At 69.4% G+C, this 15,817-nt stretch carries 13 protein-coding genes; 2 read left to right on the top strand and 11 right to left on the bottom strand.

What is annotated here, in order from left to right; genetic code table 11:
* The 7 genes from ACWGJB_RS40915 to ACWGJB_RS40885 all read right to left on the bottom strand — a co-directional run.
* Positions 1–1,079, bottom strand: a 1,079-nt coding sequence (locus tag ACWGJB_RS40915; protein WP_453385092.1) for an AMP-binding protein, incomplete at its 3' end; no start/stop codon positions are given.
* A 45-nt stretch (positions 1,080–1,124) separates the two neighbouring features.
* Positions 1,125–2,831, bottom strand: coding sequence for an aldehyde dehydrogenase family protein (locus ACWGJB_RS40910; RefSeq protein ID WP_453385091.1), 1,707 nt, complete (start codon positions 2,829–2,831; stop codon positions 1,125–1,127).
* Between the two features lie 99 nt (positions 2,832–2,930).
* Positions 2,931–4,235: an MFS transporter gene (locus ACWGJB_RS40905; RefSeq protein WP_453385090.1), complete on the bottom strand. Its 1,305-nt coding sequence runs from the start codon at positions 4,233–4,235 to the stop codon at positions 2,931–2,933.
* A 158-nt stretch (positions 4,236–4,393) separates the two neighbouring features.
* Entirely contained in the window at positions 4,394–5,320 is a 927-nt protein-coding gene (locus tag ACWGJB_RS40900; RefSeq protein WP_453385089.1) for a TauD/TfdA dioxygenase family protein, read from the bottom strand.
* A 182-nt stretch (positions 5,321–5,502) separates the two neighbouring features.
* Positions 5,503–6,105 carry a TetR/AcrR family transcriptional regulator gene (locus ACWGJB_RS40895; RefSeq protein WP_453385088.1) on the bottom strand — a complete coding sequence of 201 codons (603 nt, stop codon included), beginning with the start codon at positions 6,103–6,105 and terminating at the stop codon, positions 5,503–5,505.
* A 515-nt stretch (positions 6,106–6,620) separates the two neighbouring features.
* Positions 6,621–8,243 (bottom strand): alpha/beta fold hydrolase, encoded by a 1,623-nt coding sequence (locus ACWGJB_RS40890; RefSeq protein ID WP_453385087.1) that lies wholly within the window; start codon positions 8,241–8,243, stop codon positions 6,621–6,623.
* 422 nt (positions 8,244–8,665) lie between these two features.
* Entirely contained in the window at positions 8,666–8,878 is a 213-nt protein-coding gene (locus tag ACWGJB_RS40885; protein WP_453385086.1) for a hypothetical protein, read from the bottom strand.
* A 467-nt stretch (positions 8,879–9,345) separates the two neighbouring features.
* On the opposite strand from ACWGJB_RS40885, the gene ACWGJB_RS40880 reads away from it, so the two are divergent.
* Positions 9,346–9,981 (top strand): hypothetical protein, encoded by a 636-nt coding sequence (locus tag ACWGJB_RS40880; RefSeq protein WP_453385085.1) that lies wholly within the window; start codon positions 9,346–9,348, stop codon positions 9,979–9,981.
* Positions 9,982–10,195: 214 nt separating this feature from the next.
* Here the strand turns inward: ACWGJB_RS40880 and ACWGJB_RS40875 are convergent, their stop codons facing one another.
* The 3 genes from ACWGJB_RS40875 to ACWGJB_RS40865 form a co-directional block, all read right to left on the bottom strand.
* Positions 10,196–11,761, bottom strand: coding sequence for an MFS transporter (locus ACWGJB_RS40875; protein ID WP_453385084.1), 1,566 nt, complete (start codon positions 11,759–11,761; stop codon positions 10,196–10,198).
* The gene (locus ACWGJB_RS40870) at positions 11,758–13,092 is read right to left on the bottom strand and encodes an MFS transporter (protein ID WP_453385083.1); all 1,335 of its coding nucleotides are present in this window, start codon (positions 13,090–13,092) and stop codon (positions 11,758–11,760) included. Before ACWGJB_RS40870 ends, ACWGJB_RS40875 begins: the two co-directional genes overlap by 4 nt.
* A 267-nt stretch (positions 13,093–13,359) precedes the next feature.
* Positions 13,360–13,671, bottom strand: a complete 312-nt coding sequence (locus ACWGJB_RS40865) for a helix-turn-helix domain-containing protein (RefSeq protein WP_453385082.1) — start codon at positions 13,669–13,671, stop codon at positions 13,360–13,362.
* 86 nt (positions 13,672–13,757) lie between these two features.
* Between ACWGJB_RS40865 and ACWGJB_RS40860 the strand changes: the two genes are divergently transcribed.
* Positions 13,758–13,940: a hypothetical protein gene (locus ACWGJB_RS40860; protein WP_453385081.1), complete on the top strand. Its 183-nt coding sequence runs from the start codon at positions 13,758–13,760 to the stop codon at positions 13,938–13,940.
* Positions 13,941–14,185: 245 nt separating this feature from the next.
* On the opposite strand, the gene ACWGJB_RS40855 is transcribed toward ACWGJB_RS40860, so the two are convergent.
* A complete protein-coding gene (locus ACWGJB_RS40855; protein ID WP_453385080.1) occupies positions 14,186–15,811 on the bottom strand; it encodes a succinic semialdehyde dehydrogenase in 1,626 nt (541 codons plus the stop codon).
* Positions 15,812–15,817: the final 6 nt, after the last annotated feature.

Here is a 15,817-nt window from a genome sequence, read left to right as displayed (position 1 = left end):
GGGCCCCCCCGTGCCAGACCTTTCAACCCCCCCCCCCCCCGTCGGCGCGGGCCGCGGCGGGGGGGGCCACTGGTCCCGCCGCGCGGCGAGAACGTGGCCGCCGGGCTGGTCTCCGACAGGCCGTACCCCTCCAGGATGGTGATCCCGAACCGCTCGTGGAACCGGCGGTGGATCTCGACCGGCAACGCGGAGCCTCCTGAGCCGGCGATGCGCAGGTTCCCGGCGATCCGCGCCAGGTCCACGTCGGTGGCGTCCTCGCCGAGCAGTGCCCAGTACATGGTGGGCACGCCCGCGAAGAACGTGACGGCATGACGCTGCATCAGGGCGAGCGCCGAGGCGGAGTCGAAGCGCGGCATCAGCACCAGGGTCGCCCGCGCGGCGAGGCCGGCGTTCATCTGGACGGTCTGGCCGAAGGAGTGGAACAGCGGCAGGGCGATGAGATGCACCTCGTGCTCGACCTCGCCGAACAGCTTGTGGCAGGTGAGCGCGTTGAGCATCACGTTGGAGTGGCTGAGTTCGGCGCCCTTGGGCAGGCCGGTGGTGCCTGAGGTGTAGAGGATGACCGCGGTGTCGTCCGCCTCGGTGGCGACCGTCTCGAAGTCGGCGCTCTGGCCGGCCAGTGCGGCCGTCAGCGTCTGGGCGCCCGCGATCGGGGAGTCCTCGGCGGGAGCGGCGGTCATCAGGAAGAACTGCTCGCAGCCCGGGGCCTCGCCGAACCCGGTCCACCCCTCCTGCCCGAGCGGGAGCTCGGCGCCGCCCTCGAAGCAGAAGTAGGCTTTGGCCTCCGAGTCAGCCAGGTGGTACGCGATCTCCCTCCCCTTGAGCAGCACATTGAGCGGGACGACCACCGCGCCGGCCTTGAGGATGCCGTAGTAGACCACCGGGAACCACGGCAGGTTCGGGCAGGACAGAGCTACCTTGTCGCCGGGCCCGACACCGCGTGAACGCAGCAGGTTGGCCACCCGGCGCGCGGCGGTGTCCAACTCCGCGTAGGTCAGCCGCTCGTCGCCGAGTACGACCGCGGCGCGGTCCGGCACGGCACGGGCGCTGCTTTCGAGCATGACGGCGAGGTTCAGCACGGGGTCTCCGTAAGGTGTGTGGGGCGGTGGCGGGGCTGGACGCGGTCAGCCGCGCAGCGCGGAGGCGAGGATGCCGGGCAGTTTCCACACGCTTGGTGCAGCGGTGAAGCGTGTGACGCGTTCGATGGTGGTCAGTGCGGTGCGGTTGGTGACGAAGTACGGCGGACGCGGGGACAGCGAGGGATCGCCCGTGAGCAGACCGCGTGGTGCGGGTGTGAAGGGGGCGCGCAGTACGGTCTTTTCGATGTTCTCGAGCATGAACGCGTTGTGCACGAAGCCGGTGCCGCTGCCGATGTCCTGGCGGGTGTGGCCGGGAAAGGCCCCCCAAGGGGTGAAGCCGAGCAGGAAGCCCACGCCGGACCAGCAGTTGATGCCCAGGGTGCCGTAGCGCAGGTCGGCGATGGCCGTCTGCACCGTCGGCCTGTCGGTCTTCTCGGTCCTGGGGTGGACGATCAGGGTGGCGCCGAGGGTTCCGGGGAGGGTGTTGTTGGCGAAGTCGACGGCGTGATGCAGGTATTCGGCCATGGTCGCGCCGGGCAGTCGTACGACGCCCAGGGCGCTTCCGAAGACCTCCTCGGTGATCAGGACGTCGTCGTGGTCGGTGATGTCGGGGACGAGGAGTCGGCAGTCGGCGCCGTGGGTCTCCGCCTGTGGGTGGGCGGCGAGAACGGCGGCCAGGCGGATGTCGGTGCCGGGGTAGTAGTCGGCGCGCGCAGGCAGCTCGCGCAGTACCCGCCGGATCTCGTCCAGCAGCCGCTCAGTGCCGTCCCAGTCACGCGGCACGACCAGGATCTGGCTGGCGATGCAGTTGTGGCCGGAGTTGTTCATCTTGCTGGTGACGATGTGTTCGGCCTGGAAGCGGAAGTCGGCGTCACGCCACGGCCCGGGCGCCACGATGCACGGGCTGACACCGCCCAGTTCACTGCTGAAAGGCTTGGTGACCAGGGGCCGGTCGTCGCGTCGGCGCTGCTCGGCGTCCTCGTCGGTGCCCCAGACGATGGCATCGTGGGTTCGGTCACTGCCGGTGACATGGATGGCGTCGATGCCCTCGTGGCGTGTGAGGTAACCTCCTTCGGCCGCGCCGCCGTCGACGAACCGCACCCAGTCGCGTGCGACGAAATCGGCGAAGACGCGCTCGAAGTGGGGGCGTAGGTAGGCGTTGACGGGGTTCAGCTTGGCGATGACGACCTGGCCCTCGACGTAGAGCTTGTGCAGGACGTCGAGCGCGGTGATGGCGGCGACATTTCCGGCGCCGAGCACCAGGGCGACGGCGGGACGCCCGGGCCGGCCCCGGTACTCGCCCGCCGCGCTGTCGCGTACCTGCTCGGCGGTGGCACCGGGGCGCATCCATACCTGGGCCGTGAAGCCGTTGAGGAGCAGCCGGTCCCAGCCGGTGGCAGGGAAGACGCCGACCTTGGTGCGGCCGTGCTCCTCGCGCACGCCTCCCGGGTCGACGGGTTCCTCGCCGCTCGCGATGCGTCGCAGTACGTGGAGATAGGCTGCGGCGTTCTGCGCCAGGGCCCACGGTCCGCCGCTCCAGTCCTCGGCGGCCCACGGGGTGTCGGGGCCGTAGCCCTTGGCGTGGGCGCCCACCGCGGCCAGCTCGGCGGCGCCGGACGCCACGCGGGGCAGCAGTTGTTCCAGGAGGGCGATGCGCCTGGTGAGGGGGGTGGCCGACCAGGACCCGGCGCTGTTGCGCAGTTCCATGACGGCCCGGTCGAGGGAAGCGGTGTCGAGGGCGCTGGAGGTCACGTCATTCCTCGCAGAAGGGGGTCAGGGCGGGCGGGACCGTGCTCCGTGCGGTGAGGGACGGGCAGCGCACCCCGCCGGGGCACGATGGACGCCGCCTCGTCACTCGGACAGCAGGCGCGCGTCGCGAGATGGGTCGATGAGCGTGATGGCTGCGATTCCGCCGATCAGGAGCAGGGCACCGGTGATCAGGACAGCGTGCTGGTAGCCCGCTGGCCCCTGGCTGTCCACAAGGCGCCCGATCAGTGTCGGGGCGATCAGGCCGGCCGTGGTCACCACGGCGTTCATGAGGCCCAGGGCCCCGCCGCGGCGGTGGGCCGGGGCCAGTTCTGCGACAGTGGTGACGGCGACGCTGCCCATCGCTCCGGTGAGCCCGAAACCGATGACCAGGAGCGCGACCGTCGCCGCACCGGCCGGAGCCGACGGCAGGGCCAGGCACGCCGCGGCGCCTACGAGCAGAAGGATGCCGCCGATCCCGCCGCGGGCCCACCGGCTCGCGATGCCACGGCGCAGCAGCCACCCGGCCACGCCCGCCTGTCCGAGCACCACGACGCCGCTCAGACCCCAGACCAGCATCAGCAGCCGGGCGGATGCGGCCGAGGAATAGCCCAGGCCGTCGTGGAGGTAGGAAGGGAGCCAGACCAGGCCAAAGGCGATGACCCAGTAGGTGCCGAAATAGGCGATCGTGGCACCGATCCAGGTACGGGTCGCGAGGATCCGGCGGTACAGCTTCCTGGGCGCGGCCGTCCCCGTCCCTCCAGCCCCTGCCCCCTCGGCCGTCCCTGTCCCCTCACCAGGTCCGGCCGAGACCGGGAGGTCGTTGTCCGACGTGGCCGCATACGGTCCGTCTCCGCCGAGGGGGATCCACAGCAGCGCCCACACCGCACCGGCGAGCGCCACCACGGTGACGGCCGAGCGCCAGCCGTGGTGGTGGATCACCCAGGTGAGTACGGGAGCGGCGACCAGGACTCCCAGGGTGATCCCCAGCACGATCAGAGCCCCGGGCAGGTTGCGTCGGTGGTTGGGGAACCAGGACAGGGTGGTCTGCTGGGCGACGGGGAAAGCGGGCCCCTCGGCGGCACCGAGGAGAACACGTGAGGTGATGAGCACCGCGAGCCCTCCGCCCATGGCCAGAGGAGCCTGGGCGACGGACCACAGAGCGGCCATCGCGAGCAGCAGCCACTTGGGCCGTACGCGGTCCGCGAGCAGCCCCACCGCGGCGCCGCAGATGGAGAACAGCAGGAAGAAGGCGCTGCTGGCGAGTCCGAAGGCGGACGAGGACAGGCCGAGGTCCTTGCGGATCGGATCGGCCGCGAGGCCGAGCACGGACTTGTCGGCGAAGTTGATCATCATGAAGACGACCAGCAGCGCGGTGACGACCCAGGCGCGGTGTCGGGGGCTCCTCACGGCCCTCGGGCGGTGAGCGGGCACAGCGGGTACGACATCGGTGTCGGTCACAGGGGCTCCGCGGGAGACGAGCGAAAGGAGGAGGGGGCAAAAGGGAGGAGGGGGCGAAGGGGAAGAGGCGGAGTGCGCCCGGACCCGGGTGCGGGTCCGGGCGGTGCTCAGGAGAGCGGGACCCCGGCGATCGCGATGCGTTCCATGACGCGGCGTTGCGGGTAGTAGTCGTTGATCGCGTAGTGCTGGACCGCGATGTTGTCCCAGATCGCGACGGAGTCCGGCTGCCAGCGGAAACGCACCTGGTACTCGGGGATCCGGGCCTGCAGCACGAGCTCGTGGAGCAACTCGCGGCTCTCTTCCTCGCCGAGTCCGACGATGCGCGTGGTGAACGGTTCGTTGACGTACAGCAGCCGGCGCCCGGTCGCAGGATGCCGGACCACCACGGGGTGCTCGACCGCCGGCAGGGTCTGTCGCAGCGCGGCGATCTGGTCCTGGGTCATCGTCGCGCCCCAGGTGGGCACCCAGTCGTGTTCGGCCGTGAGGCCCTCGATCCGCTGCTTCGTCGCGTCGGGGAGGTTGTCGTAGACGGCGCCCATGTCGGCCCACAGGGTGTCCCCGCCCGAGGCCGGGATCTCGACGGCGCGCAGTACCGAACCAAGGGCCGGGGCCGCCATGAACGAGTGATCGCTGTGCCAGATGTTCTCGTTGCCCACGGCCATGGCGTCCTTGGCCAACCGGGAGACGCCGGCTCGGTCGCCCTTGGGGAAGAAGGGGTTGGCCTCGGGCTCGCCCCAGAGCCCGGCGAGCGCGGCGTGGTCCTCCGGGCCGAAGGCCCGCTGCTCGCGGAAGAAGATCACCTTCCACTCCGACAGCGCCTGGCGGAGCTCGTCGGCCAGGTCCGCGCCGATCGGCTGGGAGAGGTCGACGCCCGTGATCTCGGCGCCGATGTGCGGGGTGAGCGGGTTAATGCCCAGGATCCGGTACTCGCCTGGAGCCGTGCCGGGTGCGGTGCGCTCCAGGATGCGCTTGCCGAACCGGATCAGTGGCTTGTCGAACACGGGGTGGGGCGTCGAGGCGGTGGTGCCGGCCATTGCAGTCCTCCACGGTGGGAACGGCTGATTTCGTTACCGGCAGTATCGATATTTGGACATGAGGCCGCAAGGGCTCGGGGCAACGAATTTCACGAATCGGGGCGGCCAGGTGTCGCCGTCACGGCCACGCCGGGCGGCCCGGCGTCACCGTCACGGCCGCACCGGGCGGCCCGGCGTCACCGTCAGGGGCGCGCCGCCACGGCACGTGCGACCAGGTCGACCACCTCGTCGACGAAACGTCCGTCGAGCGGCTCCTGCTCTCCCAGCAGGCGGAACACCAGTGGCGCCGCCACCAGGGTCGACGCGGCCGCGACATCGACGTCGGCCCGCACGTCCCCCCGCTCGATTCCGCGCTGCAGAATCTCACGCGTCTGCGCCGTCACGCGGGCGCTGTACGTCGCGTACGCGCTCCGAGCGGTACCCGCCTTGGCCGCCGCACCCATGAGCTCGGCCAGCAGACGGTCCGTGCCGGGCAGACGGTAGACCTCCAGACGCGCCGTCAGCAGAGCGTGCAGTTCGGCACGGAAATCCCCGAGGTCGGCGACGGAAACCGGGCCGACCCGGCTCTCCGCGGCGGCGAGGATCAGATCCTGCTTGGTCGGCCAGCGCCGGTAGATGGCCGGTTTGCTCACCTCGGCCCGGGCCGCCACCGCGTCCATCGTGACCGCGTCCATACCCTGCTCCGTGACCAGGGAGAGCACCGCGTCGAGCACCACCCTCGTGACCCGCTCCTCACGTGGCCGCCCCGGCCCACGCTTCTCCGCCTGGATCTCCCGTCCACCCATGACCACGAGACTAGAGGGCGCCCACCGGCTGAGGCACACGAGGTCGGGACCGTGCGACAGCGGAAATTCGACGGGCGAGCCCCGCCGCCGCTGTCGGTCCTTTCTGAACGGGCCACTGTCGCCGTCGTCCCGCAGTCACTCCAGGTGCCGGTTCCCGCCGGTACGGACTCGACGACCTTCGCGCCCGAAGATGCGCCGGAACACGCGGGCGTGCCGTAGTGGAGGCGGTAACCTCGGCCGGGCTCGCTGACCAGGGTCAGGTGCTTGATGTGCTCGAAGCCCCAGCTGGCGGCACAGTCAGACTTCCAGGTGACGTTGGACTCGTGCCACCAGTACTGGGCGTAACAGGCGGCGTCGGGGCAGTCGGTCGGATTGGCCGTGTCGCGGCTGTTCTTGGTGTTGCAGAACGCGTCGAGCGGCCGCGATCGGGGCGGTGATACAGGCCATGAAGGAGCACCACGGCGGCCAAACGGGCGCCTCCTCGGGTCGGTGTCAGACGAGTGATCCAGGGCCGGTCAGCCGTATCGTTGCAGCAATCCGTCCACGTACGCCTCGAGCCGCTCTGCCAGCACCTCGGGCGTCAGATCGACCCGCCCCAGTTCACGCCACGGCCCGGCCAGCTTCGCCGCGTCGGGGCAGTAGTGCAGGGCGTCGAGCAGCCGCCAGTACAAGTGATCGGGGTCGTCGGCGAGGTCCCGGCCGCCGTGGGCCTCGTACCGCTCGCGGAAGGCCAGCCCGTACGCCGGCCCGTGCAGCAGCGCGAGCGCGGTCGAGCAGTGCGCCACGTCCAGGTCGGCAGGTCCCCACGAAGTCTCGACCCAGTCCACGACACCGGTGATCCGCAGCCCCTGCCCGGCTCCCGTGAAAAGCAGGTTCCCGGGGTGGAAATCGCGGTGCAGAAAGCACCCTTCGTACGGCGGCGGGTCGCGGCGGATCACGTCCACGGCCCGCTCCCACAGAGAACCGTCCGGGGTGCGGACGCGCTCCGGGGACGTCCACGCCTGGTACGTGCGCGGTCTTTCGTCCGGTACGACGCCGTGTACGCGGACGAGCTGGGCCGCGAGCAGGTCCAGGCGACGGTCGAGGTCCTCCTCGTCCACGCGGACGCGTCCGGGCAACGCGGACATCAACAAAGTCGGGTGGTCGCAGTGTTCGGCCGTGGCGTCCACAGCGACGAACCCGGGAGCCGGGATGCCTTCCTGCCCGGCGAGCAGCGCCAGAACGGACGCCTCGCGGGCCAGCAGCCCGGGCCCGTGGTGGCGGAAGAACGGCTTCACGAAGGTCCGTTGCACCAAGTCCGTGCCGTCGTCGAGCGTGAGCCGGCGCATCTGGGAGCTCCAGCCACCGGACAGAAGACGCACGTCGGTGACCGACCGGCCGCGGCCGAGCTGCTTGGCCACCCACGCACGCGTGGCCGTCCAGCCACGGTCCTCGACGCCGGTCAGCACCGCCTCCACGAACTCCCGCCGGTCCTCGCCATGATCGCGGAACCACATTCCCAGCTGGTGCTGCGCGTCCGGAAGGTCGAACCGCGTGTACTGGGCGCGCGCGGCCAGCGCATCCTGTACCGCCTCGGTCACCGCGGGCGGGATCACCGCGTCCGTACCCGGCACAGCGAGCACCGCCCGGCCCTCGTACACCCGCAGCACCTCAAGCGCGGGCGCCTCCCGCCAGCTGTCCGGCCGCCGGATGATCCCGCTGAACCGGCCGTTCCCGTCTCCGAAGGGCACATCCCACGCCTCGGCCGTGTACACGGCGGGCGCGCACAGCCCCAGCGCAGCCACTCGATCCCCGTAATGCCGAACGAGATCGGCCACGGTCTGCCCGCTCATGCTGAACCCCACCAGGACCAGCGGCCCGTCCGCCCCCGCGTACGCATCGATCACCGCGACGGCCTGCTCGAACCGTCGCCGCAGGCTCAACTCGCTCAGTTTGCCGGTGCTTTCGCCGTGCCCGGAGAAGTCGAAGGCGACCCCTCGACAGTCGTGGGCCACGAACTCCCGCACCAGCGGAAGCAGTCGCTCCGTGCTGCTGGTGCCTGCGCCATGCAGCACCACGGCGGTGCCCCGGACAGGATCACCGCCGTACACACCACTGAGCCGTTCACCGTCGTGGTCGTGCGTGAAGTCGAAGAGCATGCCCCCTATTCACTCACGCCGTGGCCTCCGTTCTTCGAGAGTGTCACCGCAAGCATCCGGCCCTGGTCTCTGCTCTTCGAGCGACAGCTGAGTTCGGCGGCGTACTGCGCGCGGGGGCCACCCGCGGCGGCGGCCCAGCCAGTGGCCGCTCCGATGAAGACGCCGAAAACCTCGCTAAGGACGGCCGGGGCATCTGCGCGGCGAGGTCCATCAGTGCACTGTTGCGTCCGCGCCCGGAAGGCAGGCCGTAGGACGCGAGGCGCGTGCGCAGTTGGCAGGGGCTGCGAGGGCCGCCCGGACGGGTGCCCGGCAGGAGCCAGGAGTGGTCGGTGCTCGGGCCGAGCGCGAGAGCACGGTCGCGGTCTTCGGCGAGGTGGATCAGGAGCTGATCCAGCGGTGGGGGTACGGCGACAGGGTGGGGACTACGCCGCGCACGACCCGCCGGAGACGACCGCCAGCTCTTCGCCGACCTCGTCGACACCCACGGCACCGACGGCACCGACGGCACCGACGGCACCGACGGCACCGACGGCACCGACGGCACCGACGGCACCGACGGCACCGACACCATCCTCACCGCCGTCCGCCAACTCACCTTCGAAACGCGCGCCGACGTCACCGTCTCCACCGCTCACAGCGCCACAGGCCGCGAATGGACCACCGTCCGGATCAAGGACGACTTCCCGCCATCCAAAGACACCGCCCAAAACGTCGCACAAGGACGCCCCATCCCCGAACCCGTCGGCGACACCGACGCCCGCCCCGCCTGCATCGCCGTCACCGCGCCCGCCACCACCTCGACCTCGGCGGCCCAACCTGGATCAACACTCCACCCCACCACGGTCAGCCCGGCCTGCAACCCCGGGCACAAATAAGCTCGGGGGTGGAACCTGACAATGACCACCCACTCGAGCGACTCTCACCCGGGACAACGACACAGGTGTCTTCCGTACTATCACTAGGACACACTGTGCGGCAGCAACTGCTACTGCTACTGCTACTGCTCACACAACAGCCGGCGGACGAGCACCCGCGCGGGAATGCGCACACACCGCGAGCCCGCCGCTCTTCAGCCGCAGCACCAAGGAAAGGTGTAAGCACCATGCCCGACACCACACCCCACACCACCGAGCTGACCTCGCACTACAGCGCACAGGTAGCCGGCGACCTCGAACGCAACCTCAAGGAGCAAGACCGCCTCAACAGTGAAATCGAAGCACTCCACGCACAGTTGGCCGCCCTGCGAAACGACCACACCGTCCTGGTGAACATCCAACAGGCCCTCGGCATCCCAGCGACACCCGACGAGCCCGCGGCCCAGCCGGTAGCAGCGGTGCCCGCTCCCCGCAACAAGACAGCGGACGCACCGGACGCGCCCCAGCAGAAGAAGGCCAAGAAACCCGCCGCCACCGCCCGCAAGCGGACCGGCCAGAAGAAGTCCGCCCAGACACCCGCCGCACCCGCAGCCTCACCCACGCTCGTCGAGCTCGTGCACGAACACCTGGCAGGCCAGAGCGAACCCCGCTCCGCTGCCGAAATCACCACTGCCCTGGCAGAGCAGCACCCCGAGCGCGCCATCAAGACAACGGTCGTACGCACCACACTCGAAGGCCTCGTCGCCAAGAGCCACGCCCAGCGCACCGTGCAAGGCAGGTCCGTCTTCTACACCACCCCCCAATCCGCCGAAACACTCGAACCGGCGGCGCACGACGAGCAGACCCCGCCGGAATCCGCCTGACACCCGCGCCCAAGGCGCTGCGCCACACCTCGCTCACGACAATCCAACAGCGCCTGACCAGGCCGTTCCGGCCGCACCCGCCCCCACGAGACCACCTCCTGAAGGCGGTGCCGGTGTCGATGGCTACGCTCAGCGATCAACACCGGCTGCTCGAGGGGACGTTGTACGGCCAGATGCCCGGTGGGCGCCGCACGCCGTCCCGTCGACGTACCGCTCACGATTCGGTGGATGTCCGGGGGCCGTGGACCTTCTGGCGGACGAACAGCGCCGCAGGCACGGCCATGACGATCAGTACGACTCCGCCTATGACGTTGCCCAGGTGCACGGCGTCGGTGAACGCCCTCGGTACCGCCGTTCCCACCACGCGAGCGAGGGATGCGGGGAGGTCTGTCGCGCCGCTGCCGTGTGACACACCCTCCACGATCTTGTCCGCCTGCGGCGAGGGGATGTCCGCCTCGACGAGACGGTCGTGCAGGTTCCGGGGGAAGCGGCTGGTGACCATCGTTCCGAGCACACTGGGGCCGAGCACGGTTCCCAGCTGACGAGCCATGTTCACCGCTGCTGCCGCCATGCCCTCCTGTTGAGGCGGGACACTGTTGACCGCGGCAGCCGTCGAAGGCGCCGTCAGCAGGCCCGCGCCGATGCCCGCGATGAGCAGCCCGGGCCACATCACTCCGTAACCTCCCGACGCATCGGTCGCGAGCAGCGCAAGGGAACCGGCTCCGATGAGGAGCAGACCCGCGGTGATCAAGGGGGTGAGGCCGACCCGGTGTACCAGCACCCGGGCGGACACCACGGTGACCAGGAGGAACGTTCCGAACAGTGGCAGCAGGCGCACGCCGACGTCGACGGGGCTGGTCTGTCCCACACGTTCCATGTAGAGCACGCTGAGCAGGGCGACACCGACCAGTCCGAAGACGCTGACAGCGGCCACGCCCATCACGGCGGAGAAGGATGCGCTCCGAAAGAGCCTCAGGTCCAGCATGGGGTCGGGGTGACGGAGTTCCACCCGTACGAACAGGAACAGAGATACCGCGAAGACCACGTACATGGTGATGATCGGCGCCTTGGTGTATCCCGTGGAGCCACCCTGGATGATCGCGTAAGTGGCCGAGGCCGTCATCACCGTGCCCAGGACAAGGCCCGCGAGATCGGGCTTGCGCGTGGGGTGCTTGGACTCGGTCACGAAGGCCGGGGCCAGGAGGAGGGCCGCGCCGGCGATGACGATGTTGGCGATGTAGACGGCGTGCCAGGAGAAGTGTTCGAGCAGGGCTCCGGCGAGGATCGGGCCGACGGCCAGACCAACTCCGGAGCACGCGGCCCAGATGCCGATCGCGGCGGTGCGCTCGTGCGGGTCGGTGAACGTGGCGCTGACGATCGCGAGGCTCGTCGGCAGCACGGCTGCCCCGCCGAGGCCCGCGATCGCCTGTGCGGTGATGAGCATGCCTGCGCTGTCGGCGAAGACAGCGACTACGCTGCCGGCCAGGAAGACGGCGGCCCCCAGGCTGAACACGCGCCGACGTCCCACGAGGTCGCCGAAGGTCCCGGCGGACATCACGAAGCTAACGACAGCAAGGCTGTACGCGCTGGTGATCCACACCAGCGTGCTCGCGGTGACGTGCAGGTCGCTCTGTATGTCTCCCAGGGCCGAGATGGTGGAGGTGACGTCGACGAAGGCCATCATGACGCCGAGGCAGACCACCAGGAGGCCGAGCCAGCGGGCCCGGCCGCCGGCGGAGTCCGCGGCGCGGGAAGCCTGGGCCGGAACGGATGCCGTCATCGTGCTGCCACCGGCCTTTTCTGTGAGACGCCCAGCGACACCACGGCAGCTGCGGCCATGAGGGCCATCGTGACCAGCCATGCGTGACGGTAGGTGTCCAGAGAGGCTCCACCGGAGGCGGTGCCGAGCATGGCGACCAGGATGCTGATGCCGACGACCGAACCGATCTGGGTCGACATGGTCACGATGGCGCTGCCGGTAGCGGCCTGCTCGGGGCGCAGGCCGACCGTCGCGGAAGAGACGACGGTCGGGAGCGCCAGGCCGGCGCCGAACCCGAAGAGCAGCCAGCACGGGAGGACTCCGGAAGCGTAGTTCGGGTCGTTGTGCAGCAGAACGGCGAAGAGAAGGATGCCGGCAGAGGCGATCGCGCTGCCGACCGCCGCGATGACGCCGGCCGGGATCCGGAATCGGCGCTGGAGGGTTTCACTGACAGTGGCGGCCACCGCGAAGCCGATCGGGCCGGGAAGGCTGGCGCATCCGGTCTTGATGGCGGAGTAGTGCCAGTGCGTCTGCAGCCAGAGGATCGTCGACAGCAGGAGGCTGCCGAACGCGGCCACTTGCAGCATGCCGGCGAGGTTTCCCGAGGCGAAGATCCGGTCACGGAAGAGGGAAAGGTCGACTACGGGCACCTGGTGGCGTGACGAGCGGAGCAGGAACGCGGCCAGCCCGACCACTGCCACTACCAGAGACATGATGACGCGGGTGTCCGACCAGCCCCAGTCGGGCGCCTTGACCACGCCGAGAGCCAGGGCGCCGACCATGACGATCAGCAGGACACCGCCGAGCAGGTCGGGGATGCGGGCGTCTTGTTCGTGCTTGGCGTTGGCCACGAGCCGAGCAGCCATCGCAATGGCGAGCAGCCCGACGGGAATGTTCACCAGGAACAGCCACCGCCAGGAGATCTGGAGCAGCCCACCGAAGATCGGTCCGCATACCCCGGACAGTGAGCCTGCGGTGAACCAGATCTTGACGTACCGCTCCACCTTGTCGGCGGGGGCGCTCGTCAGGACCAGGCCGAGGCTGGCGGGGGTCAGCAGGGCGGCGCCCACCGCCTGGATGGCGCGGAAGACGACCAGCACCCACACGTCGCCGGACAGAGCCGCTCCGAGGCTCGCTGCCACGAAGACGGCCATGCCGAGAAGGAAGCCGTTCTTGCGTCCGAAGCGGTCGGCGAGCCGCCCGGCAGGGACGAGAAGGGCGGCGAAGACGATCGCGTAGCCATTGAGCACCCAGCTCAGGTCCGACAGAGAGGTCGAGCCGATGCCCTGCCCGATGTTCGGCAGGCCGACGTTGGTGATCCATACGTCGAGTTGGCCGAGGAAACTCGCCATGGCCAGCACGGTGAGGATGAGAGCCGGACGGGTGCTCGAGGATCCTTCACCTCCCCTCTGTGCTAGCGGAGGGGCCATCTGATCTTGCGAAGACATGCGTCTCTTTCCGTTCCGTGGGCTTCGAGGGGAGTCGAGAACAACTGGCGGCAGAGTTCTGGACCGCCTTGTCAAGAACCCTACGGATTTCTGGAACGACATGTCAAGAATGCTCGGGTGGCCTTCAAGCCGGCCCCATGGGGCGCCCGCTGGGCACTGGCTGGCGCACCGTCAGGTCTGCGCCGGCTCCGCCTTGTGGCGGAACAGAGTCCGGTACTCCTGGGGGGAGGTGCCGAGATGCCGGTGGAAGGCGGCCCGCAGGGAAGTGGGCGCGCCGAAGCCGGTGAGGCGGCCGACCTGCTCGACGGGCGCAGCGCTCGCCTCCAGTAGTTCGCGTGCCCGATCGATACGCGCGTCGGTCAGCCAGGCCATCGGCGTGGTGCCGGTCTCCTCACGGAAGCGGCGGATGAAGGTCCGCCGCGACATATGGGCGCGCTCCGCAAGGTCGTCCACAGTGAACGTGGCCGCGAGGTTGTCGAGCATCCACTCCCGCAGGGGAGCGAGCTCGTCTCCGCTGGCTTCGGGACGGAACTGCTCGGAAAGATGAGCAGCACTCCGACATCTCGTCGTTGTACGACTGGGACGGCATCGCCATCACCGACTTCGAGAAGTCGCTCACCTACGACGTGCGCCTGATCCGCAACAGCCCAGGAACCCCGAAGCACGTTGAGATTTACGGCCTTTTCTACGACATCGATTCCGGCGAGCTGACGGAGATCGTCCGCGACGTTCCCGCCGAGGTTGCGCAATAGTCCGCCATACTCGAGTCATCTCACTTTCTCAGGGCGTGGCCGTCGGTACGTGGACCAGGACCACGGAGGCGGCCAAGGCGAAGTGCCGGCTGGCGGCCAGGCTCTTCGCCGCCGCTGTGCTCGGCGACCGGCCCGTACACCTCACCCGCGGGTTGTGCGCAGTCGCGATCAGTTCGGTAAGAGGGCGAGCAGCCGGGCGTGCCGATGACAGCGTGCGAGCGGCTCCGCGCACCTCGGTGCGGTCATCAGCGGAGCCTCAGTGCCTTCATGACACGCAGGCTCATGCTGATGAAAGCCGCGTACTGCTGATCGTCCATGCCCATCGACGGGGCCAGCGGAAGTATCCGCTGCGTGGCGACGGTCTGCGCCTCCGTGTAGCTGAGGATGCCTTCGAGGCCGTGCCGACGGCCGAGTCCGGAGTCCTTCATGCCGCCCATCGGGGACCGGACGCTGCCATGGGCGGATGTGTAGCCCTCGTTGATGTTCACGGTGCCGCTCTGCAGACGGGCCGCGATGCGTTCGCCGCGCCGTGTGTCCTTCGTCCAGACACTGGAGTTGAGGCCGTACGGCGTGGCGTTCACTTGCTCGATCGCCTCGTCCTCGTCGGTGAAGCGGTACACCGATACGACCGGTCCGAACGTCTCCTCCGTGTGGACGGCCATCGTGGGCTCCACGCCGTCCAGAACGGTGGGCTCATAGAAGAAGGGGCCGATGTCAGGGCGCGGCTTTCCCCCGGTGAGGACGGTGGCCCCCTCGGCGACGGCTTGGTCGACATGCCGGGACACCGTTTCCAGCTGGCGCCGGCCCGCCAGTGAACCCATTCCGACCCCGTAGCTCAGCGTTGTGCCGAGGGTGAGCGCTCTTGTGCGCTGGATGAATCGCTCCAAGAACGCGGGCGCGACCGAGGAGTGCACGAAGATCCGCTCGGTCGACAGACACAACTGGCCGGCCGAGGAGAAACTCGTGCGCACCGCGCCCTCGACCGCCTTGTCCAGGTCCGCGTCGGCCAGCACGAGCAGGGCGTTCTTGCCGCCCAGTTCGAGTGAGGCGCCGACCAGACGGGTCGCCGCGCGGGCTGCGACTTCGCGGCCGGTGCGGACAGAGCCGGTGAACGCGACGTAGTCGGCCCGATCCACGACGGCGGGCCCGACGACCCGGCCGTCGCCGATGACTATCTGCCAGATGTCGGCCGGCAGCCCGGCCTCGATGAGCTGCCTGCGCGCCCACAGTGGCGTCAGGGCGCTCTGTGTGTCCGGTTTCGTCACCACGGCGTTGCCGGCGACGAGCGCGGGCAGCGCGTCCGCCAGGGAGAGTTCAAGGGGGTAGTTCCAGGGGACGATCTGCCCGACCACGCCTCGCGGGTGGTGCCACTCGGTGACTTTCGTGAACAGGGGAAACGCGCCGAGGTGTCGCCGCGGCCGGAGGTAGGCGGGGGCCCTGCGCCCGTAGTGCCGGGCCACCACGGCGACTCCCTGCACTTCCTCGTGTGCATGCAGGCGGGCCTTTCCTGTCTCCACCTGGATGAGGTCCATCGCCTCGGCCTGTTTGTCCAGGAGGATGTCGTGAAATCGGAGCAGTACTGCCGCACGCCTGCGCACCGAAAGAGAGGCCCATTCTCGCTGGGCCTCCCGGGCCCTGCTGAACGCCACCTCCACATCGTGGGGTGTCGACTCGGGCAGTTCCGCGACAATCTCGCCCGTCATGGGGGTGCAACTCACGGTATGGCCGCTGCCCTCCACCCCCCGCGTGAGGCGAAACACCAGGTCAGAGGTGACTACGTCGGTCGCCGTCCGGTTGCTGTGAGCCGCAACGGGATTGCCGTCACCGGTAGCGAGGGAATTGGTTCCGCCATGCGAGGACATACGTCTCATCCGTTC

The organism is Streptomyces sp. NPDC054813 (genome assembly GCF_053611365.1).
Note: the sequence above shows the minus strand (reverse complement) of the source record. Positions and strands in the feature narration are given on the sequence as shown.